Source organism: Amycolatopsis ultiminotia (assembly GCF_039536925.1).
In the GTDB taxonomy this organism is placed as follows: domain Bacteria; phylum Actinomycetota; class Actinomycetes; order Mycobacteriales; family Pseudonocardiaceae; genus Amycolatopsis; species Amycolatopsis ultiminotia.
Window position 1 is genome coordinate 207,696 of the sequence record NZ_BAAAZN010000012.1, and the last position, 21,182, is coordinate 228,877.

The 21,182-nt window shown below is 70.7% G+C and carries 18 protein-coding genes; 11 read left to right on the top strand and 7 right to left on the bottom strand.

Annotation, left to right across the window (positions count from 1 at the left end; genetic code table 11):
- Positions 1 to 3 precede the first annotated feature (3 nt).
- Together nikE and mptB are read left to right on the top strand one after the other, a co-directional pair.
- Positions 4 to 1,668 (top strand): nickel ABC transporter ATP-binding protein NikE, encoded by a 1,665-nt coding sequence (gene nikE, locus ABD793_RS26425; protein WP_344864638.1) that lies wholly within the window; start codon positions 4 to 6, stop codon positions 1,666 to 1,668.
- Between the two features lie 18 nt (positions 1,669 to 1,686).
- On the top strand, positions 1,687 to 3,324 hold the full coding sequence (gene mptB / locus ABD793_RS26430) for a polyprenol phosphomannose-dependent alpha 1,6 mannosyltransferase MptB (protein ID WP_425548775.1): 1,638 nt from the start codon (positions 1,687 to 1,689) through the stop codon (positions 3,322 to 3,324).
- Between the two features lie 29 nt (positions 3,325 to 3,353).
- Here mptB and ABD793_RS26435 read toward each other — a convergent pair whose 3' ends face one another.
- Positions 3,354 to 3,986 carry a TetR/AcrR family transcriptional regulator gene (locus ABD793_RS26435; protein WP_344864640.1) on the bottom strand — a complete coding sequence of 211 codons (633 nt, stop codon included), beginning with the start codon at positions 3,984 to 3,986 and terminating at the stop codon, positions 3,354 to 3,356.
- A 108-nt stretch (positions 3,987 to 4,094) separates the two neighbouring features.
- Here ABD793_RS26435 and ABD793_RS26440 point away from each other — a divergent pair, with 108 nt between their 5' ends.
- Positions 4,095 to 5,318, top strand: a complete 1,224-nt coding sequence (locus ABD793_RS26440) for an amidohydrolase family protein (protein WP_344864642.1) — start codon at positions 4,095 to 4,097, stop codon at positions 5,316 to 5,318.
- A gap of 63 nt (positions 5,319 to 5,381) precedes the next feature.
- Here ABD793_RS26440 and ABD793_RS26445 read toward each other — a convergent pair whose 3' ends face one another.
- Positions 5,382 to 6,728, bottom strand: coding sequence for an FAD-dependent oxidoreductase (locus tag ABD793_RS26445; protein ID WP_344864644.1), 1,347 nt, complete (start codon positions 6,726 to 6,728; stop codon positions 5,382 to 5,384).
- Positions 6,725 to 8,035, bottom strand: coding sequence for an MFS transporter (locus ABD793_RS26450; RefSeq protein WP_344864646.1), 1,311 nt, complete (start codon positions 8,033 to 8,035; stop codon positions 6,725 to 6,727). Before ABD793_RS26450 ends, ABD793_RS26445 begins: the two co-directional genes overlap by 4 nt.
- 141 nt (positions 8,036 to 8,176) lie before the next feature.
- Between ABD793_RS26450 and ABD793_RS26455 the strand changes: the two genes are divergently transcribed.
- Together ABD793_RS26455 and ABD793_RS26460 are read left to right on the top strand one after the other, a co-directional pair.
- On the top strand, positions 8,177 to 9,184 hold the full coding sequence (locus tag ABD793_RS26455; RefSeq protein ID WP_344864648.1) for a LacI family DNA-binding transcriptional regulator: 1,008 nt from the start codon (positions 8,177 to 8,179) through the stop codon (positions 9,182 to 9,184).
- A gap of 198 nt (positions 9,185 to 9,382) precedes the next feature.
- Positions 9,383 to 10,273, top strand: a complete 891-nt coding sequence (locus ABD793_RS26460; protein ID WP_344864650.1) for a dihydrodipicolinate synthase family protein — start codon at positions 9,383 to 9,385, stop codon at positions 10,271 to 10,273.
- Positions 10,274 to 10,277: 4 nt separating this feature from the next.
- Here the strand turns inward: ABD793_RS26460 and ABD793_RS26465 are convergent, their stop codons facing one another.
- Positions 10,278 to 10,961 (bottom strand): GntR family transcriptional regulator, encoded by a 684-nt coding sequence (locus ABD793_RS26465; protein WP_344864652.1) that lies wholly within the window; start codon positions 10,959 to 10,961, stop codon positions 10,278 to 10,280.
- An 84-nt stretch (positions 10,962 to 11,045) separates the two neighbouring features.
- On the opposite strand from ABD793_RS26465, the gene ABD793_RS26470 reads away from it, so the two are divergent.
- Genes ABD793_RS26470 through ABD793_RS26480 form a run of 3 tightly spaced genes read left to right on the top strand, consistent with a single transcriptional unit; the run spans position 11,046 to position 14,746 of the window.
- Entirely contained in the window at positions 11,046 to 11,963 is a 918-nt protein-coding gene (locus tag ABD793_RS26470; protein ID WP_344864654.1) for a dihydrodipicolinate synthase family protein, read from the top strand.
- A 42-nt stretch (positions 11,964 to 12,005) separates the two neighbouring features.
- Positions 12,006 to 13,388: an FAD-binding oxidoreductase gene (locus ABD793_RS26475; protein ID WP_344864656.1), complete on the top strand. Its 1,383-nt coding sequence runs from the start codon at positions 12,006 to 12,008 to the stop codon at positions 13,386 to 13,388.
- Positions 13,389 to 13,438: 50 nt separating this feature from the next.
- Complete coding sequence (locus tag ABD793_RS26480) at positions 13,439 to 14,746, top strand: MFS transporter (RefSeq protein WP_344864658.1); 1,308 nt, start codon at positions 13,439 to 13,441, stop codon at positions 14,744 to 14,746.
- Between the two features lie 64 nt (positions 14,747 to 14,810).
- On the opposite strand, the gene ABD793_RS26485 is transcribed toward ABD793_RS26480, so the two are convergent.
- From ABD793_RS26485 to ABD793_RS26495, 3 genes are read right to left on the bottom strand one after another with little or no spacing between them, the layout of a single operon-like run.
- Positions 14,811 to 15,491 carry a GntR family transcriptional regulator gene (locus ABD793_RS26485; RefSeq protein WP_344864660.1) on the bottom strand — a complete coding sequence of 227 codons (681 nt, stop codon included), beginning with the start codon at positions 15,489 to 15,491 and terminating at the stop codon, positions 14,811 to 14,813.
- A 54-nt stretch (positions 15,492 to 15,545) separates the two neighbouring features.
- Complete coding sequence (locus ABD793_RS26490; protein WP_344864661.1) at positions 15,546 to 16,967, bottom strand: aldehyde dehydrogenase (NADP(+)); 1,422 nt, start codon at positions 16,965 to 16,967, stop codon at positions 15,546 to 15,548.
- Positions 16,964 to 17,854, bottom strand: coding sequence for a dihydrodipicolinate synthase family protein (locus ABD793_RS26495; RefSeq protein ID WP_344864663.1), 891 nt, complete (start codon positions 17,852 to 17,854; stop codon positions 16,964 to 16,966). Before ABD793_RS26495 ends, ABD793_RS26490 begins: the two co-directional genes overlap by 4 nt.
- Before the next feature lie 102 nt (positions 17,855 to 17,956).
- On the opposite strand from ABD793_RS26495, the gene ABD793_RS26500 reads away from it, so the two are divergent.
- Genes ABD793_RS26500 through dhaL form a run of 3 tightly spaced genes read left to right on the top strand, consistent with a single transcriptional unit; the run spans position 17,957 to position 20,930 of the window.
- Positions 17,957 to 19,300, top strand: coding sequence for an MFS transporter (locus ABD793_RS26500; RefSeq protein ID WP_344864665.1), 1,344 nt, complete (start codon positions 17,957 to 17,959; stop codon positions 19,298 to 19,300).
- Positions 19,297 to 20,304, top strand: a complete 1,008-nt coding sequence (locus tag ABD793_RS26505; RefSeq protein WP_344864667.1) for a dihydroxyacetone kinase subunit DhaK — start codon at positions 19,297 to 19,299, stop codon at positions 20,302 to 20,304. Before ABD793_RS26500 ends, ABD793_RS26505 begins: the two co-directional genes overlap by 4 nt.
- On the top strand, positions 20,301 to 20,930 hold the full coding sequence (dhaL, locus tag ABD793_RS26510) for a dihydroxyacetone kinase subunit DhaL (RefSeq protein ID WP_344864670.1): 630 nt from the start codon (positions 20,301 to 20,303) through the stop codon (positions 20,928 to 20,930). The genes ABD793_RS26505 and dhaL overlap by 4 nt, the downstream gene beginning before the upstream one ends.
- Positions 20,931 to 21,182: the final 252 nt, after the last annotated feature.

The following is a 21,182-nucleotide window of genomic DNA, read 5'->3' on the forward strand; positions in this document are numbered from 1 at the left end:
GACATGACCGAGCCCGAGACCCCGCTGCTGGAACTGAAGAACCTCGGCGTCACCTACCGCACCGGCCGCGTCGAGGTCCCTGCGGTGCGCGGCGTCGACCTGCGCCTCGACGCGGGCGGCACGCTCGGCGTCGCGGGGGAGTCCGGTTCCGGCAAATCCACCGTCGCGATGAGCGTGCTGCGCCTGCTGCCCCGCACTGCCGAGGTCGGCGGAGAAATCCTGCTCGACGGCGAGGACGTCCGCACCATGCGCTGGGGCAGGCTGCGCGCGGTCCGCTGGGCCGAGGCCTCGGTGGTGTTCCAGGGCGCGATGCACGCGCTCAACCCGGTCCGCCGGGTCGGCGACCAGATCGCCGAGCCACTCCGGCTGCACCCGCCAGAGGGCGGCACCCCCGATGAGACGCAGGTCAAGGCCAGGGTCACCGAACTGCTGGAACAGGTGGACCTGCCGCCCGCCCGCGCCGGCGCCTACCCGCACGAACTGTCCGGCGGGCAGAAACAGCGCGTGATGATCGCGATGGCACTGGCCTGCGAGCCACGGCTGATCATCGCGGACGAGCCCACCACCGCACTGGACGTCATCGTGCAGGCACAGGTGCTGTCGGTGCTGTCGAAACTCGTCGCCGAGCGCGGCATCGGGCTCATCATGATCAGCCACGACCTCTCTGTGCTCGCCGCCACCTGCGACCGGATCGCGGTCATGTACGACGGCGAAGTGGTCGAAGAACGGCCCAGTGCCGAACTGATGGCCAGCCCCCGGCACGAACACAGCCGCGCACTCGCCGCCGCGTTCCCCACCGTGGGCGACCCGGTCTCCCGGTTCGCGCCTGCCACTGCCACTCCGCTGCCACCCGAACCCGAGCACCGCGCGGGGGAGGACGAGCAACCGCTGCTGGCCGCCGAGAAGCTGCAGGTGTCCTTCCGCGACCGCACCGGCAAACGGATCCACGCCGTGCACGGCGTGGACCTCGCCGTCCGCCGGGACGAGATCGTCGCACTGGTCGGGCAATCCGGTTCCGGCAAGACCACGCTCGCCCGGACCCTGCTCGGCCTCCAGAAGGCCGATTCGGGCGCCGTGCGGTACGCGGGCAACCCGGTGCCCTCCGGCGGCCGGGAACTGCGCGCGTACCGGCAGCAGGTCCAGCTCGTGCTACAAGATCCGACCAGCGCGCTGAACCCCGCGCACACGGTGTACGAGGCGGTCGCCGAAGGCCCCCGCATCCACGGTCTGCCCGACGAGCGCCGGACCGTGCTCGCCGCGCTCGAAGCCGCCGAACTGCGGCCACCGGAGAGGTTCTTCGACCGGCTGCCGCACGAACTGTCCGGCGGGCAGCGCCAGCGCGTGGTCATCGCCGGCGCGCTCGCACTCGAACCCGCGGTCCTCGTCGCCGACGAACCGGTCGCCTCCCTCGACGCCTCGGTGCGCGGCGAAATCCTCGCGCTCCTGCTGCGGCTGCGGCGACAGCTCGGCCTGTCCGCGCTCGTCATCACCCACGACCTCGGCCTGGCCTGGAACATCGCCGACCGGGTCGCGGTGATGTACCGCGGCGAACTGGTCGAGACGGGTACCGTCGAGCAGGTTCTGCTCGACCCCCGGCACGACTACACCCGAGCGCTGCTCGCCGCCCTTCCCGGCGGCACCGCGGAGCGAGCGGCCGCCGACAGCTGACACTCCGCCGACCCCGACGTGGGCGAACACCTGAACGAACGGCGTTTCCCCGGTAGCCCGCGCGGGAGCGCAGTACTTCACCCGGTAATCTCCAGGATCGACATGGCCACCACGACCGACGCCGCGCAGCCGACCGCGGGCACCCTCGACCGGCGCTTCCTCACGCCCTCGCGCTTCCCGTACCGGACCATCGCGATGGGCACCGTGGGAAGCACCCTGCTCATGCTCGCGGCACTCGGCGCGGGCGGCATCCTCATCCGCGACCCCGTGCTCGGCCACGGGCCGCTGTCGTGGATCCGCTACGGACACGGCCGCGCACTCGCCAACGCGCTGCTCTACACCGGCTTCGCGCTCGTCGTGTGGGCGTGGGTGCGGCTGGGCCGCTACGTGCTGGCCGGCCGCATCGGCAGCAAGCCGATCCTGGTCGCCGCGCTGTGCTGGATGGCGCCGCTGCTGGTGTCGCCGCCGCTGTTCACCCGCGACGTGTTCTCCTACCTCGGCCAGGGTGCCCAGCTGCTGTACGGGCTCGACCCGTACGCCAACGGGCCCGCCGAACTGGGTGTACTGCCGAACGTGGTGCAGAACGTGCACCCGCTGTGGCAGACCACGCCCGCCCCGTACGGGCCGCTGTTCCTGCTGATCTCCAAGGGCATCGTGGCGATCACCCAGGACGACATGATCGCGGGCGTGATCCTCACCCGGGTGGTGCTGCTGGTCGGCCTCGGCATGACGCTGTGGGCACTGCCGCGGCTGGTCTCGCGGCTCGGCGGGAAACTGCCGGTCGCGCTGTGGCTCGCGGTCGCCAGCCCGATGATGGTGATCCACCTCTTCGGCGGCCCGCACAACGACCTGATGATGCTCGGCTTCCTCACCATCGGCGTGCTCGCCGCGCTCGAGCGACGGCACGTGGTCGCGGTCGTGCTGGTCACCGTCGGCATGCTGATCAAACCGACCGCCGCGGTCGCGCTGCCGTTCCTGGTCTGGATGTGGGCGGCGGACCTCAAGGGCCCGTCGAAGACCAAGAACTTCTTCAAGGCGGGCTCCGCCGCGGTCGGTCTGTTCCTGCCGGTGTTCGTCGCAGGCACCTGGATCTCGCTCGGCTCGCTCAACCTCGGCTGGTGGTCCGGGCTGAGCGCACCCCAGCTGATCGCGAACTGGCTCAACTTCCCGACCGGCATCGGCGAGGCCGTCTACAACCTCGTGCACCTGATCGCGAACGTGCAGCCGTCCCCGTTCGTCACGGTCGCCCGCGCACTGGCCATGCTCGGCCTCGCCGCCTTCGGCATCCGCCAGTGGTGGCTCGCCCGCGACGGCGGCAAACCCGCCGTGTACCGCGCCGCGATCACCCTGCTGGCCGTCGCGGTCCTCATGCCACCCACCCTGCCCTGGTACCTGACCTGGGGCTTCGTGCTGATCTCGGCGTACCGGTGGAAGCGGCGCAACCTGTCCGCGGTGGTCGCGGTGTCGGTCTTCGTGACGCTGGTGTACTACCCGACCGGCGAACAAGCCCTGTACGACTGGTGGTTCATCGCGGTCGTGGTGCTGGTCAGCCTCTACTCGGCAGCGTCCCTGCTCCGCCCGGACCCGCTGGGCCTGATCGCCGCCTGGCGAAAGCCGAAGGAACAGTTCCTCCCGGAGGAACCCAGCACGAACTGACCGGCTGAGCGGGCACCGGCTCGCCCAGCTCAGCCGCGGGCCGCGTTCAGCGCGGCGGGGGTCAGCGCGTCCTCGATCGCTGCCCGTGCACCGCGCAGGGCGAGCCGGAGCTGGTCTGCGTTGCGCCGGATCTGCGCCAGCAGGAGGCCGCCCTGGATTGCGGCCATGGTGAGATCCGCCAGCTCCGTCACGTCGGTGTCCGGACGCAGCTCGCCCGACTCCTGCATCCGGCGCAAACCCGTGATGAGCGGTGCCTCCCAGCGCGCGAAGGCATCCACGAACGCCTCCCGGGTGAGATCGTCCCGGTCGCTGAGCTGCCCGGCCAACGAGCCGATCGCGCACCCGCCCACCGCGTCCTGCCGCGTCCCGTTGGCCACGATCGCCGCGAACCACCGGTCGATCCCCGCCAGGGAACCGACCTCCAGCAGCAACGGCTCCTGCGCGGCCAGCACCTTGTCCACAGTGGAATGAACCACCGAGCGGACGAGATCGTCCCGGTCGTCGAAGTAGTGGTAGAGCTGGCTCCGGCCGACCCCTGCCGCGCGTTCCACGTCGTCCAGCGTCACCGCGACGACCCCGCGCAGCTGGATGAGGTCCGCCGCCGCATCCAGGATGCGCTCCCGGGTCGCACGACCCCGCGCAGTGGTCGGCAGGTGTCCCATCAGGCCTCCTCGCTGCTCTGTACTTCACAGTACAGAGTTTCTGTACTGCCTGATACAGTCCGGTCTCGGTTGTTCTGTACTGCACGATACAGTCTGAGTGGAGGAATGATGGATCGGTTCGCGATCACCAACACCCGGGTCTTCACCGGCACACACGTCGCCGACGCCTCGGCGGTCGTCGTCGAGGACGGCACCATCACCGCCGTCGGCAACGAGGTCCCCGAAGGTGTCGAGCAGCTCGACGGCCGGGGCGGAACCCTGCTGCCGGGCCTGATCGACGCCCACACCCACACCGACGAGGACGGTCTGCGCACCGCCCTGCGTTTCGGGGTGACCACCGAACTGGACATGATGTCGGTGCCGGACCTGATGGCGCCACTGCGGAAGAAGGTGCAGACCGAGTTCGACCTGGCCGACGTCCGCACCGCCTCGTGGGGCCTGGCCCACCCCGACGGCCACCCGCACCAGCTGCGGCGCGGACTGAACGACCCGGTATGGCCCACCGCCACCGTCCCGGCCGAGGCGGCCGCCTTCGTCGAGGGACGCCTGTCCGAGGGCGCGGACTACATCAAGATCATGATCGAGGACGGCGCCACGTTCGGCACCTCGTTGCCCCAGGTGCCGCCCGAGGTCGTGACCGCGGTCGTCGAGGCGGCGCACGAGCGCGGGGTGCTGGCCGTGGTCCACACCTTCAGCTCCGCGGCCACCCGGGCGGCCGTCGAAGCAGGCGCGGACGGCGTGACCCACCTGCACTACGACGAGGTCGTCAGCGACGACCTGATCAGCCGGATGCGCGACCAGGGCATGTTCGTCATCACCACCCTGACGGTCACCGCTTCCGGCGCCTCCGCCGGCGCGGGCCCGCGCCTTGCCGCCGACCTGCGCGTGGCGTCCCGGCTGAACCCGGCGTGGCGCGCCAACCTCGGCCGCGAATTCGCCTGGAACATCCAGCTGGCCAACGCGCTGCGCTCGGTCGGGTTGCTGCACGCCGGCGGCGTGGAGATCCTGGCCGGCACCGATGCGCCCCACCTCGGCGTCCCGGGCCTCGCGCACGGCGCCAGCCTGCACGACGAACTGCGCCTGCTCGAGGCAGGCGGACTGACTCCGCTCGACGCACTCACCGCAGCAACCCGGCGTACCGCGGACAGGTTCGGCCTGACCGACCGCGGGCGCATCGAGCCCGGCGCGTCGGCCGACCTCGTACTCGTGGACGGCGATCCGACCGTGCAGCTCTCCTCGACGCTGAACACCCGCGCCGTATGGCGCCGGGGCCACCGCCTGACCCCGGCCACCGGCACGGGAGACCAGGAGGCCGCAGCCCTCGCCGGTTGACCCGCCGGACTCAACCCGGCAGGTCACGGACCCACTCAGCACCGTCCTGGCCGTGCTCGGCGGTCAGGCGGTCGGAGTGACCTGACTGTCGTCCAGCACTGCCGCTCGCTCCCGGAGCCTCGCCTGGACCTGCCGCACCTCGACCTGCGACGGCGGAGTTCCGGTTGCCGAGGCCACCGCTGCGCTCACCCCGGCGGCTTCACCGGTCACGAAACAGGTCGCGGTGATCCGGAGGGACCCGTTGGCCTCGTGCGAGCAGGACACGCACCGGCCGGCGACGAGCAGGTTCGGCACGACCGGGACCTGCAACGCACGCAACGGGATCGCGTACCCGGTGCCGACCGCGTCGGTGTGGGAAAGCCCCGGACTGGTCGCCGAATGCACGTCGACCGGGAAAGCACCGCGGCCGATCGCGTCCGGGAACGCGGCCCCGCCATGCACGTCGGCACCGGTCATCGTGTAGGCGCCGAGAACTCGCCGGGATTCGCGGATGCCGACCCGGTCCGCGACCGCGGTGAGGAAGCACTGCGCGAAGCCCGGGACCATCGCGCGCAGCCACTCGACGACCTCCAGCACCTGCCGTGCGAGCCGTGCGTGTGCGTTACCCAGCCACGCGTCACCGGTGCCCGTGGGCGTGCGGGTCACGTTGAACACCGCCTCATGCCGCCGGGGCCACGCAGCCACGTGCAACTCGCTGCGATGCAGCGAAAGCAGCCCGCGCGCGCGGCCCTCGGCGAGCAGCCCGCCCAGGCCCCAGACATTGACGTGTTCGGCGGTGTCGTCGGCGAGCACGCTGCCCGGCCGGACCTCCTCCGGATGCGCGCGCAGGTAGGCGAGCAGCGCCGGCACGTCGATCCCGCCGACCTTGAACGACAGCGATGCCGGCTGCGTCTCCGCGGTGTCGGGCTGCATCGGTGCACCCGCCAACGCGGCCACCGCAGCGTCGCCTGTCGTGTCGACCACCACGGCCGCCGGCAAGATGCGCAAGCCCTGCGGCGTCTGCACTTCGAGCTCGGTGATGCCCGCATGGTCCCGTCGCAACCCGCACGGCGCGGACTGCAACCACACCGAAACCCCGGCCTCGTCGAGCAGAATCGATTCGATCATCGCGAGCGAGGCATGGTCCACCGGCGTCCGGGTGGCGGTGTAGCCGACGTCGTCGCGCACGTGCCCCGGTGAGGCGCCGGCCGAGACCAGCCGATCCACCAGACGCTGGCCGAAACCGCCGGTCACCTGCCCGCCGCGCACGTCGTGGAAGCCGGCCGAATGCTCGAGCCACTGCCACGCCAGCGTCCCGCCCACCGAACCGGAGGCCTCGACCAGCACGGTCCGCGCGCCTTCCTCCGCAGCCGAAACCGCGGCGGCCACCCCTGCCGAACCGGCCCCGACCACCACCACGTCAGGACTCATACCGGCAGCTTCCGTCGCACCAGGAACCCGTACGACACCACGCTGACCAGCAGCAGCACCGCCGCGACCACGAGCGCGGGCACGAACCCGCCCAGCCGGTCCACGATCATCCCAGTCGCGATCGGGGCGAAGGCGCCGCCGAGGAACCCGCCGAAGTTCTGGATACTGCCGATCGAACCGACCATTGTGGACGTTTCCGCGACGTCGGACGCCAGCGCCCAGTAGGAGGCGGTCGTGAGGCTGTAGGTGAACATCCCGACGGTCAGCAGGGTGACCGCCATCGCCGCGTTCGCGCTGAGCGCGGTGGCCCCCAGCGCGAACGCGGTCAGCAGCGACCCGCCGGCGATCGTCCGGCGCCGGGCGTCCATCGGGCGCATTCCCCGCCGCACCAGCGCATCGGAGAACCGGCCGCCGAGCACCACGGCGATCCCGCCGGCGAGATAGGGGACCGCGGACAGCAGCCCGGCGGCACTGATCGAGAAATGCTGCGCCGACTCCAGATAGCTCGGCAGCCAGGTGATGTAGAACCAGAACACGTACTGCAGGCAGAAGCCGCCGATGATCATCGCCCAGATGGTCGGATATCGGAACAGCCGCGCCCACTGCCTGCCGACGCCCGCGGAACTGCCGGCCACGGCCGCACTGCGCTGGTTCTCCTCGATGTAGGCCAGCTCCTCGCGGCTCACGCGACGGTGCCTGCCCGGCTTCTCGTAGGCCAGCCACCAGCACAGCACCCCGACCAGACCGAGCGCGCCGACCAGGACGAACATCAGCTCCCAGTCGACTGCGATCAGCAACGCGGTGGTGATCGGCGGTGCGATCGCGAGCCCGACCTGCGTGGCCGCGATGTACACACTGGTCGCGCGCGCCTTCTCGTGATCGGGAAACCACTGATCGGTCGCCTTCAGCGCGCCGGGGAACAGCGGCGCCTCGGCGATCCCGAGTACCACCCGCAGCCCCAGGAACGCCGCGACGTTCCTGGCCAGCCCCGTCGCGGCACCGGCAACCGACCACAGGAGCGCGGCCACGGTCATGATCACCTTCGGCCCGAACCGGTCGATCGCCCAGCCCGCGGGCAGGTTCATGATCGCGTACGGCCACACGAAAGCGGACAGCACGAGCCCCATCTGCGTCGCGCTGAAGCCGAGATCCTCGCGGATCACCGGCGCGGCCACCGACAGGTTCCCGCGGTCGAGATAGCTCGTGATGGTCAGCACGGTGAGCGCGCTGATGACCGCCCACCGGACGTTGCGGCCACGCGGGCGGGCGGGTGTCGCCGCACGTTGCGCGGCGGTTCTGCCATCCACTGTCATCCGGCACCTCGCTGTGCGCTCGGGGGAGGGGACCAGGAAAATGTCACCGGTTACATATCGCGAGCAGTCTGAGCGGGCTCGCTCGGTCTGTCAACTGCCGAGGCGCCATAATCGTCGGCAGCAGAGGAGGCACGGATGGTGAGCATCAGGGACGTCGCGAAGGCGGCCGGCGTCTCCACCGCGACGGTCGCGCGGGTGCTGAACGGCGGCACGCCGGTCAGCCCGGACCGCACCGAACGCGTGCTGCGTGCCGTGCAGGAGCTGGACTACGTCAGCAACGGCGTCGCCGCAAGCCTGTCGCGTGGCCGCACCGGACTGCTCGGACTGCTCGTCTCCGACATCGCCAACCCGTTCACCGCGCAGGTCGCGCGCGGCCTGGAGGACGAAGCGGTCCGGCACGGCTACCAGGTCCTCATCGCCAGTTCCGACTTCGACTCCGAGCGCGAGGCGCAGGTGCTCGCGTCGTTCGCGCGGCGCACCGTCGACGCCGTGGCACTGCTTTCCTCCAGCGGAGTCGGGGAAGGAGTCGCGCGGTTGATCCGCAACGGCATCCCGACCGTTTTCGTCGACCGCCGCCCGCCGGATCTCGGGGAGATCCCCCTGGTGCGCACGGACAGCCTGAGCGCCGCGCGCGAGGCTGTGCGCTACCTGATCGACCTCGGCCACACCGATCTCGGGATGATCTCCGGTCCGGCCGGAATGCCGACCGCGGCGCAGCGGCTCGCCGGCTTCCGCGAAGCGTGCGCGACCGCGGGCCTGGTCGTGCGCCCGAAGTGCGTGCGCGAGGGCTTTCTCGGCACGCAAGGCGGTTACACCGCGATGTGCGAGGTGCTCGACCTGCCGGTGCGGCCCACTGCGGTGTTCTCGTTCAACAATGTGCTGGCCATCGGCGCGCTGGAGGCGGTCCGCGAGCGCGACGTGCGGATCCCGGCGGACCTGTCATTGGTCACGTTCGACGACACCGACCTGTTCCCGTTCGTCGATCCGCCCATCACGGCCATCGAGCAGCCCGCCTACGACATCGGCGCGGAGGCGGGCAAGCTGCTGTTCGCGCGCATCGACGGTGCCGAAACCGCGGGGACCGACGTGGTGCTGCCGACCCGGTTCCACGTCCGCGGATCGTGCGACCGTCCGGGCCGCTGACCCCGGGCACACCTTCTTCCACCGCCGCGCATCGGCGCAGGCACCGCGGAGAAACCCTCTTGACAGACCGGTCCCGGTCGCTCAGGGTAGAAATGTCACCGGTTACATCTACCGGTCCGCCCCGCTCGGCATCCGGCGCCGCCTTCTCGGCCCGCGGTGCGTGCCTGCCCCGTTTTCCTTCTCCGGAAAGGACTTCCGATGAGCCTCGAGCTCCACGGCATCATCCCCCCGCTGGTCAGCCCGTTCACCGCGGACGAGGAACCGGATCTGGCGGCCCTGCGCGCGGAGGTCCGCTACCACGTCGACCTCGGCGTGCACGGTCTGTGCGTCACCGGCAGCACCGGCGACGGCCAGATGCTCTCGCTGGAGGACTCCGTGGCGATCGCCCGGACCGCGGTGCAGGAGGCCGCGGGCCGCGTGCCGGTGATCGCCGGCATCATCCGCGACAGCACGAAAGAGGTCGTCCGCTACGGCAGGGAGATCGCCGCCACCGGAGTGGACGCCCTTCAGGTCACCCCGGTGCACTACCTGTTCCAGCCCGACGAGGAGACCACCCTCCGGTACTACCGGCGCATCGCGGACGAGACCGGGCTGCCGGTCGTGATCTACAACGTCATCCCGTACGCGCTGATCCCGGCCACCACCGTGGCACGCGTGCTGGACGAGGTGCCGAACGTGATCGGCGTGAAGCAGTCCGGTGGCAACATCCACCAGCTTGCCGACCTGCTGCGCCTCGCGCCGGAAGGCGGCAAGGTGTTCACCGCTGTGGACGACCTGCTCTATCCCAGCTATCTGCTCGGCGCGCAGGGCGCGATCAGCGCGACGCTCACCGTGGTGCCGGAGCTGTGCTTGGCACAGTGGGACGCCGTGCAGCGCGGGGACCACGCGGCCGCGCTGGAGCTGCACAACAAGCAGCTGCCGGTGTGGCGCGCGATCGACGGCCCGAACATGACCGCGCGGATCAAGACGGCGCTCGCGTTGCAGGGCCGCAACGGTGGGCACAGCCTGTCGCCGCTGACCCCGGTGTCCGACGCCGAGCGCGAGGCGCTGCGGGCTGCGCTCGTGGCCGCCGACGTCAAGCTCGCCTGACCGGTCAGGACCCGGGATGCGTGGCGTGGAACTCGGCGAGGGTGAACTCGCGTACCTCGTTGACGTGCCGCACTGCGACGTCCCGGGCCCGCGCGGCGTCACCGGCGAGCATCGCGTCCACGATCTCGTGATGGCGCGCGGCCGAGGTGGCGACCTGGGCCGGATCGGTGGTGTCGCCGATGCGGAGCCACTCCAGGTAGGCCTCGATGCCGTCGCGCACGGCGATCACCCGGGTGTTGCCCGCGTGTTCGACGATCGAACGGTGCAGGTGCTGGTCGGAGCGGTAGAACGGCTCGAACTCGCCCCGGCCGGCAGCGCGGTCGGCCGAGGTGAGCTCGGCCTTGAGCCGGAGTTTGGTGCGCTCGGGCATCCGGTCGGTGGCCTCGCCGGTCGCGAACCATTCGATCGCCTTGCGCATCCCGCACATCTCGTCGATGTCCGCAGCGGTGATCCGGGCGACGAAGGTGCCCGAGCGGGGCCGGGTGACCACGAGCTGATCGGCCTCGAGCCGCACCAGCGCCTCGCGCAGCGGCGTCTTGGACACTCCCATGGACGCGGCGAGCGCGGGGATGTCGAGGCGTTCGCCCTGCGGGTGACGACCGTGCACGATCTGGTCCCGGAGCAGGCGGTAGACCTGGTCCGCAAGTGAGTCGGTGACCAGTGGCGACGGGGTCTTCGGTGTGGTCATCGTGTCCCTTTCGGTGCCATCGGCCCTCTTGCGCGCCGAGTATTGAAGTATTACATCTGATGTTCCAGTTGCGAAGGAGTTGCCGTGCCGGACAAGCCCGGACCCGTGCTGCACGGGATCATCGCCACCGTCGTGACCCCCTTCGACGAGCGCGGCGAGATCGATCCCGGGAAGCTGCGCGCAGAGGTCCGCCATCTGCTGGGTGCCGGGGTCACGGCACTGTGCGCGTGCGGCACGACCGGTGAGGGCAACGCCCTCTCGGCCGAGGAGAGCGCGCTCGTGTGCTCGATCGTCGTCGAGGAGGTCGCCGGCCGGGTGCCGGTGATCGGCGGCATCATCCAGAACTCCACGCACGAGGTGCTCCGCTACGGCCGCGCGCTCAGCGGAACCGGGGTCGCGGCACTGCAGGTCACACCGGTGCACTACCTGTGGTCGCCGACTCCGGAGTCCACTGTGGAGTACTACGCGGAGATCGGCACCGCGCTCGAGATGCCGATCGTCATCTACAACGTGGTGCCGTGGGCGCTGATCGAACCGGCGGTCGTGGCGCGGCTGGCGGATCTGCGGTGGGTGATCGCCATCAAGCAGTCCGGCGGCGACCTGCACAAGCTCGCCGACCTGATCGAGACCGTGTCCGACCGGATCTCGGTGCTGGCCGCGGTCGACGACCTGCACCTGCCCGCGTTCGTCCTCGGTGCACACGGGGCGCTGGCGGCGATCCCGACCGTGACGCCGTTGCTCAGCGTCGCGCTGTGGGACGCCGTGCAGTCCGGCGACCTCCAGCTGGCGCGCAAGCTGCACGGGCAGATCCTGCCCGTCTGGCGGGCGATCGACGGGCCGAACCAGCCCGCGACGATCAAGGAGGCGCTGCGCCTGCAGGGCCGCGACGCCGGCGTACCGCGACGGCCGGTCAGCCCAGTCACGGCCGGGGTCAGCGCCCGGATCGCCGCCGCGCTGGACGGGGCGGGCCTGTTGGCGCCGGGCGCCGCGCCACTCTCCTGACCGCGCTGATCCGCGCTGTCCCGACCAACGAGGAGCTCACTGATGGGTGTCCCGCCGGATCCCGCTTCCGGCCTTACGGCGTTGTTGCCCGAGGGCGCGGTGCTGACCGACCCGGACGTGCTGGCCGCGCACAGCCGCGACCACGCGTCCACCTGCCCGGCCGGCGTCCCGGCGTGTCTCGTGCGGGCACGCACCACCGAGCAGGTCTCGGCGGTGCTGCGCTACGCGCACGAGCACCGCATCCCGGTGGTACCGCAGGGTGCGCGGACCGGGCTTTCCGGTGGGGCCAACGCGGTCGACGGCGCGATCCTGCTTTCCCTGGAGCGGATGACGGCGATTCTCGGGATCGACGAGGAGAACCAGATCGCCACCGTCGAACCCGGTGTGGTGAATGCGGACTTCTCCCGCGCCGTGGCCGGGAAAGGCCTGTTCTATCCGCCGGACCCGGCGTCGTGGGAGATGTCCACGCTCGGCGGGAACGTGGCGACCAACGCGGGCGGACTGTGCTGTGTGAAGTACGGCGTGACCGCGGACTGGATCCGTGGGCTGGAGGTTGTGCTGGCCGACGGTCGCGTGCTGCGCACCGGCCGTCCCACTGCCAAAGGTGTGGCGGGCTATGACCTCACCCGGCTGTTCGTCGGCTCCGAGGGCACCCTCGGCGTGGTCACGAAGATCGTCACCGCGCTGCGGCCCGCGGCCGGGGCACCGCAGACGGCGATCGCGTTCTTCGGCGACATCGGCTCGGCGTGCGCGACGGTCACCGACGTGATGACCGGCCGGCTGCGGCCGTCGATGCTGGAGCTGATCGATCCGATCGGGCTGGCCGAGGTTTCGCGCGAGCGGGACTACGGCTTCCCCCCGGGCACCGACACCGTGCTCATCGCACAGTCGGATTCGTCCGCGGAGAACACCGCGGTGCTCGGTGGCTTCACCGCGGCGGCGGAACGCAACGGCGGGCAGGCACTGGTCGCCGACGGCCCGGAGGAGGGCAAGCTGTTCCTCGCCGCCCGCCGGTCCGTGGGGCTGGTTCTGGAAAAGCGCGGTGCGATGCTCAGCGACGACGTCTGCGTCCCGCGGACCCGGCTGCGCGAGCTGGTCGCCGGCGTCGGGGAGCTCAGCCGGAAATTCGACGTCCGCATCGCGTGCACCGGGCATGCGGGGGACGGGAACATGCACCCCGCCATCGTGTTCGACGCCGCCGACCCGGACGAGACACGGCGCGCGAACGAAGCCTTCGAAGCCGTCATGGCGCTGGGCCTGGACCTGGGCGGCACCATCACCGGCGAGCACGGCGTCGGGGCCCTCAAGGCGAACTGGCTCGAACGTGAGCTGGGCCCCGTCGGTCTCGACGTGCACCGGTCGGTCAAGACCACCTTCGACCCCCGCTCGATCCTGAACCCCGGCAAGGTCCTCACCCGGTTCTGACCCCCTCCGGCGCGGCCACCCGGGCCGCCCGTCCCTCCCTGGAGCACGGCATGGCAGCGAAGCCAAGCACCGCCGCCCTCGCGGCGGGCCTGCGCCCCACCACGGTCCGGTACCGGATCCTGGGCCTCATCCTCGTCGTCACGGCGATCAACTACCTGGACCGCACGATCCTGTCGGTCGCCATGCCGGCGATCAAGGACGAGTTCGGGCTCACCGGAACCCAGCAGGGCGCGCTGCTCTCGGCGTTCTCCTGGGCCTACGTGCTGTGCCAGATCCCCGGTGGCTGGCTGCTCGACCGGTACGGCGCGAAGCTGACCTACGGCTACTCGATCTTCTTCTGGTCGCTGGCCACCTGCGCGATCGCGGCAGCCCGTGGCTTCGCCGCGTTCCTCGGCTTGCGGATCGCACTCGGCGTCGCGGAGGCACCGTCCTTCGCGGGCAACAACAAACTCGTCACCGCGTGGTTCCCGTCGAAGGAACGCGCACGGGCCACCGCGGTGTACAACTCGGGGAACTTCATCGGGCTGGCACTGTTCCTGCCGCTGCTCGCGTGGCTCGTGGCGAACTACGGCTGGCACTCGATCTTCCTGCTCACCGGGATCGCCGGGGTGCTCGTGTCGATGCTGTGGTTCCGCTTCGCCAAGAGCACCCCGGCCGAACACCCGAAGGTCAACGACGCCGAACGCGCGCTGACCGAGGCCGACGCCGCCCCGCAGCGCAAGCGCAAGGCCACCCGCGCGGACCTGAAGTACCTGCTGACCAAGCGCCGCATGTGGGGGATGTATCTCGCGCAGTTCTGCACCAACGGCGTGATGTGGTTCTTCCTGACCTGGTTCCCGAGCTATCTCGTCGAGGACAAGGGCATGGCGTTCGTCAAGGCCGGTTTCCTGGCTTCACTGCCCTACCTGGCTGCGCTGGTGGGGGTGCTGTTCAGCGGCACGCTTTCGGACCGGCTGCTCCAGCGCGGCGTTTCCCGCACCGTGGCGCGGAAAGTGCCGATGATGATCGGGTTCGCCGGATCGGCGCTGATCATTCTCGGCAATTACACGTCCGCGCCGGCCGCGGTGATCACGGTGATGTCGGTGGCGTTCTTCGCGCAGGGCATGAGCGCGATCGGCTGGACCCTCGCTTCGGAGATCGCACCGCTGCGGATGATGGGGCTCTCCGGCGGCGTCTTCGGCTTCTTCACCAACCTGGGCGGCGCCATCGTGCCGGTCGTGATCGGGGTGATCCTGGACCTGACCGGCTCGTTCAACGGGGCGCTGCTGTTCGTCGCGATCCTCGCGGTGGTGGGGTTCTTCGCCTATCTGGTGCTGATCGACAAGGTGGAGCGCCTCGACCCGGATGCCGCCGGTTGAGCACGGGCACCCGGGCCGGGGGAGACGTCCGCGTGCGGCGCTTCGGGAATCGCCGCTGCGAGCCTCACCCCTTCTCCAGCCCCAGCTTCCGGAAGTCCTCGATCGTCCAGTCCTTGACCTCTTCGATGTGCTGGGCCAGCTTCGCAGCCACGGCCGCCGGTTTCCGGGCCAGCAACGCGTCGAGGATTTCCCGATGCCGTTTGCTGGAGCCGGAAATCCGGTGCGGCCCGGTCGCACCGACCACCCGCATCCACTGCACGTACGCCTCGACCGAATCGCGGACGCGGATGAGCCGCTCGTTGCCCGAGTGGGTCATGATCGCCGCGTGCAGCCGATGATCGCTGGCGAAGAACGGTTCGTAGTCACCGTCCTCGGCCTTGCGTTCGGCTTCGACGACCTCGGCGCGCAGTTCGTGCACCAGGTCTTCGGGGATGCGGCGTGCGGCTTCGGACGCGGCGGCCCATTCGATGCCGCGGCGCAGGTCGCAGACCTCGCTGATGTCCTTCACGGTCAGCGTTGCCACGAAGGTGCCCGAGCGGGGTTTGGTGCTGACCAGGCCGTCGATCTCCAGCTTGGCCAGCGCCTCCCGCAGCGGGGTCTTGGAGATGCCGAGCTCGGCGATGAGGGCGGGCAGATCGATCCGGTGCCCCGGCGCCAGCTGTCCGTGCACGATGCGGCTGCGCAAGAGCCGGTAGATCTGCTCGGACAGTTTGTCCGTCACGAGCCCGACGTCCGGTGCGCTCATCGCCACCCCCCGATTCTCTGCACAAACGCCCCCGCCACCCTAGCGCCCGGCAGGTCAGTGCCGAGGCTGCCACCGTCCGTCGACGCGCCGTGGCACCCGGGCACCGTCGGCCGGTACCTCGTGCAGTTCCTCCGGCAGCACGGCCTCGGGTGCGTCCTGCCAGGTCACCGGACGCAGGAACCGCCGCAGCGCCGTCATCCCGACCGACGTGTGCAAGGCCGAGGTCGTCGACGGCCACGGTCCGCCGTGGTGCTGCGCCCAGGACACCGCGACCCCGGTCGGATAGCCGTTGAACAGCACCCGGCCGGCCCGTTCGCGCAGCTCACGTGCCAGCTCGCCGACCTCCTCGGACTGTCCGGTGTGGAGGGTCGCGGTGAGCGAACCCGGCACCTTCGCGAGCGTGGCGCGCAGGTCCGCCTCGTCGCGGTAGCGCACCAGCACGGTCGACGGGCCGAAGCACTCGTCGGCCATCCGCTCGGTGAACTCCCCGGCGGAGACGGAGAACAGCCGTCCACCGGGTGCGCGCACCAGCTCGGGGACGGTGAGCTCGTCCGCCCGCCGCTCGAAGGCCTCCCGGATGCCCGGGGTGAGCATCGGCTGCTGCGGACGCGCCAGGAACTCTGCGGCGATGCCGTCGGCGATCCGTTGCCCGGCCTCGGAATCCGGCAGGAACACCAGGCCCGGTTTGGTGCAGAACTGGCCCGCGCCGAGCAGTACCGATCCGGCGAGCCCGCGGCCGAGCTCGGCGGCCCGCTCCGCCGCGGCCGAACCGGTCACGACCACCGGGTTGATGCTGCCCAGCTCGCCGTAGAACGGGATCGGCTCCGGCCGGTTCGCGGCCAGCGCACCGAGCGCGCGGCCACCGGCGGGGGAGCCGGTGAACGCGGCGGCCTTGATCGCCGGGTGGGTGATCAGCTCGACGCCCGCCTGCTGCCCGAAGACCAGCCCCAGCAGTCCGTCCGGCGCACCGGCGGTCTCGGCGGCCCGGACCAGTGCGTCGAAGCACCGCCGCGACGTGTCCGGATGCGCGGGGTGCGCCTTGATCACGACGGGGCACCCCGCGGCGAGTGCGGCGGCGGTGTCACCGCCGGGCACCGAGAACGCGAGCGGGAAGTTGCTCGCGCCGAACACCGCGACCGGTCCCAACGGGACGAGCAGCCGCCGCAGGTCGGGGCGCGGGCCCATCGGGGTGTCACCGGCGTGGTCGATGGTCGCCTCGAGGTAGCCGCCGTCGCGGACCGCCTCGGCGAACAGCCGCAGCTGGTAGGCGGTCCGGTTCAGCTCGCCACGCAGCCGCGGCTCGCCGAGAGACGTCTCACGGTCGGCGTCGGCCACGATGGCGTCGGCATCCGCGTCCAGCTCGGCAGCCATCGCCTCCAGCAAGTCCGCACGGCGGGCGCGGGGCAGGTCTTCGGCCCAGCGCGCCGCCGCGGCCGCCACACCGGCCAAACCGTCCACTTCGGACGTCGAGCTCATGCGAGCAGCCCGGCGGCGTCGAGCGCGGCGCGGATGGTCGCGCGTTCGGCGTCGGTGGCCGGGGCGAACGGGTGACGCGGCAACCCGCCGCGGCGGCCCTGCAGTTCCAGCGCGGCCTTGATCCGTGCCGGCAGGTTCGGGCCGTCGATCGCCGTCCACACCCCGAGGATCACGTGGTGCAGGCGCAGGGCCTCCTCGTGATCGCCGCGCTGCACGGCATCCCACAGGTCCACCGACAGCTTCGGCGTGACGGTCGGGATGGCGGCGAGCGCACCGTGCGCGCCCATCACGAACGACGGGTAGTGCAGGTCGTCGAGAGCCGCCAGCACGGTGATCTTGTCGCGGACCCGGTGCAGGATCTTGGCCAGCAGGTGGATGTCGCCGCCGCTCTGCTTGACCGCAATCACGCCGGGCACCTCGTCGGCGAGCCGCTCGATCACCTCGACGCCCAGCAGCGCCCACGGCACGACGTTGTAGAGCACGATCGGCAGCCCGACCTCGTCGGCGATCTTCCGGTAGTAGGCGACACTTTCGTCCTGCGACGGCGCGAAAACGTAGTGCACGGGTGTGACCTGCAGGGCGTCGACGCCGGCGCCCTTGAGGGCATGGCCGTAGCGGATGGCCTCGGCGGTCGAGTTCTGGATGACCCCGCCGATCACCGGCACGCGGCCGGCGACCTCCTCGACGACGGTCGCGCAGATCGCCGCGCTTTCCTCGGCGGAGAGCGTGTGGCCTTCACCGGTGCTGCCGCACGCGCAGATCGCGGTGACACCTTGCTCCACCAGGTGCTTGACCTCGCCGCGGAGCAGGTCGTGGTCCACTTCGTCCCGCTCGTCGAAGGGTGTGACCACGGTGGCGATGATCCCGTGGAGGTCGAGCTGTGCCATGGGGGTGCTCCCGAGGGGTGTGCGAGGGACGATTACCTTGCACACTGTATCAGAAACACAGGATCTGATATTCTAGTTGGTGTCCGAACCGAAGGAGTGACGATGTCGCAGGCCGCCTCGACGACGAGCGGGCAGCAGCCGGCCGGTCGCGCCGCCGCACGGCGCGTGGCAGTGGCCAGCGCGCTCGGCACCACCGTGGAGTACTACGACTTCACGCTGTATGCGACCACCGCAGCGCTGGTGTTCGACAAGATCTTCTTCCCGTCGGTGTCCCCGGCGGTCGGTGCGCTCGCGTCGTTCTCCACGTTCTTCGTGGGCTATCTCGCGCGCCCGCTCGGCGGCGTGCTGTTCGGCCACTTCGGCGACCGGCTCGGCCGCAAGACGATGCTCGTGACCACGCTGCTGATCATGGGACTGGGCACGGTGCTGATCGGCCTGCTGCCCTCCTACGACAAGATCGGGGTGGCCGCGCCGATCCTGCTCGTGGTGATCCGGCTCCTGCAGGGCCTCGGCATGGGCGGGGAGTACGGCGGCGGGGTGCTGATGGCGATGGAGTTCGCGCCGCGCGGCAAACAGGGCTTCTACACCAGTCTCGTGCACATCGGGACGCCCGCCGGGGTGCTGATCCCGGTCGGCGTGGTGTCCGTCCTGGACACCACGATGTCCGACGCGCAGTTCGAATCCTGGGGCTGGCGTATTCCGTTCCTGCTCTCGGCCGTCCTCATCGGACTCGGCCTGTACCTGCGGCTGAAGATCGGCGAGAGCCCGGAGTTCACGAAGTTCCGCGAAGAAGCCGATTCGCACAAGGCGCCCGCCGCCGTGGTGGTGCAGCGGCAGCTGCGCGACGTGCTGCTCTCGATCGTCGCGAAGATCGCCGAGAGCGGGCTGTTCAACGTCTACTACGTCGTCGCGCTGTCTTACGCCACCACGCAGCTGGGCATGTCGAAGACGCCGGTGCTGATCGGCATCCTCATCGCGTGCGCACTGGAATGCCTGACGCTGCCGTTCTTCGGCCGGCTGTCCGACCGGATCGGACGGCGCAAGCTCTACATCGGCGGCGCGCTGTTCCAGGTCGTGCTCGCCGTGCCGTTCTTCCTGCTCATGGACACGCGGAACCCGGTGCTGATCACCGTCGCGATGGCACTCGGCCTTGCCGTGGGGCACGGCGCGATGTACGGCGCGCAGGCCGCGCTGTTCGCCAACCTCTACCCGGTCGACGTCCGCTACACCGGACTGTCCATCACCCAGCAGTTCGGCGCCACGCTCGGCGGCGGGCTGTCCCCGCTGCTCGGCTCGGCACTCATCGTCGCAGGCGGCGGTGGCTGGGGCTGGGTGGTGGCCTACGTAGTGGGCGTTGCGGTCCTGTCCAGTCTGTGCACCATCCCGCTGCGCCGCGGGGAGAACGTCGTGGCGCAGCTCGACACCCCACTGGGAGCAACCCGATGAGCTACTTCGCGAACTCGCCCGACGACCTCGTCGACGGCGCGCTCGCCGGTTTCGCCCGCGCGCACGCCGACCTGGTCACTCACACCGCCGACCCCGGCTACCTGGCCACGGTCGCGCCGAAGCCGGGTCGCGTGGTCGGGCTCGTCTCCGGCGGGGGCTCGGGCCACGAACCGATGCACGCCGGCTTCGTCGGACCGGGGATGCTCGACGCCGCGTGCCCCGGCCGGATCTTCGCCTCACCGCACAACCGGCAGGTGTACGAGGCCTCGCGCGCAGTCGCCAAACCCGGTGGCGTGCTGCACATCGTGAAGAACTACACCGGCGACCGGATCAACTTCGGCATCGCCGCCGAACGCCTGCAGCACGACGGCATCCCGTGCGCGCGGGTGCTCGTGGACGACGACGTGGCGACCGATTCCGAGGACATCGCCGTCGGCCGGCGCGGTACCGGGGCGACAGTGATCGTGGAGAAGCTGCTCGGCGCCGCGGCCGACGAAGGCCGGTCGCTGGACGAGCTCGCGGACCTCGGCAAGCGGATCGTCGACGCGAGCCGCAGCATCGCGGTCGCCGCCGGTGCGCAGACCTCGCCGAGTACCGGCAGCCCGGCGTTCGAACTGCCCTCCGGCGCGGTCGAATACGGCGTCGGCATCCACGGCGAGCGTTCCGGCCGGATCCGGGAGAACGCACAGATCGACGCACTGGTCACCGACCTCGCCGGGACGGTCGTTTCCGCGCTGTCCCTGGAAACCGGGGCGCGGGTGATCGCATTGGTCAACGGCCTCGGCTCGGTCACGCCCCTGGAGCTCTACGGCATCTACGACCGCGTCGCCCGCGCGTTGTCCGCACGGGGCGTGGTGCTGGAGCGGCAGCGGGTCGGCGCGCTGGTGACCGCACTGGACATGCGCGGCTTCTCCCTTTCCCTCACCCGCACCGACGACGAACTGACCGCACTGTGGGACACACCGGCGCACACCGCCGCCTGGATCAACGAGGAGCGCGCATGAGCACGACGTCCGGCTGGATCCTGGCATTCGCCGATCGGGCGCTGGCCGCCGAACCGCGGCTGACCTCCTATGACCAGGCCGCCGGCGACGGCGACTTCGGTGCCAACATCGCAGGCGCGGTGCGGCTCGTCCGGACAGAACTCGCCGGACTGCCTGCGGACGCGTCGGCCACCGACGTCCTGTCCGCGACCGCCGGCGTCTTCCTGGACCGCGTCGGCGGCACGAGCGGCCCGTTGTTCGGGCTGCTGTTCCAAGCGCTGGCCAGGAGCGCCGGCGCCGAGCTGACCGCAGCCGCGCTGGCGGAAGGCACCGCAGCGGGCCTCGCGGCGATCCAGCGCGTCGGCGAAGCGGAGGTGGGCGACAAGACGCTGGTGGATGCCTTGTCGCCGGCCGTCGACGCGTTGCGTGCGCTGGCACCGGACGCCTCGCTGACCGACGCGTTCAAGGCCGCTGTGGAAGCCGCGGAGCGCGGCGCGCACAGCACAGAAGACATCCGCGCCCGCCGCGGCCGGGCGAGCTACGTCGGAGACCACGCAGTCGGAGTGCCCGACCCCGGTGCGGTGACCATCGCGCTGCTCTTCGGCGGACCCGCCCGGGACACCGTCGACACGGGCAACGTCTCCTGACCCGGTCCCCGGATGTGGTGTGAGCGAGGCCGCCCCGACGGTCTCCGGGCAAGGAGGAAGCGAACCGTTCCACGGTTCGGGTGGCTGTGCGATCTCGCGGGTCCCGAGATCCGCTAGGCCGTGCTGACGGAAGAAGCCGAGTACCGCGACCTTGCGGTGCGCGAGGCAGGTACCGCCGAACCGCAGTAGCCGCCGCGTAGCTCCCTGGCCGGGCGGGGCGGCCGCTCGCGTCCGTGCTGGGCAGCTTCGGCG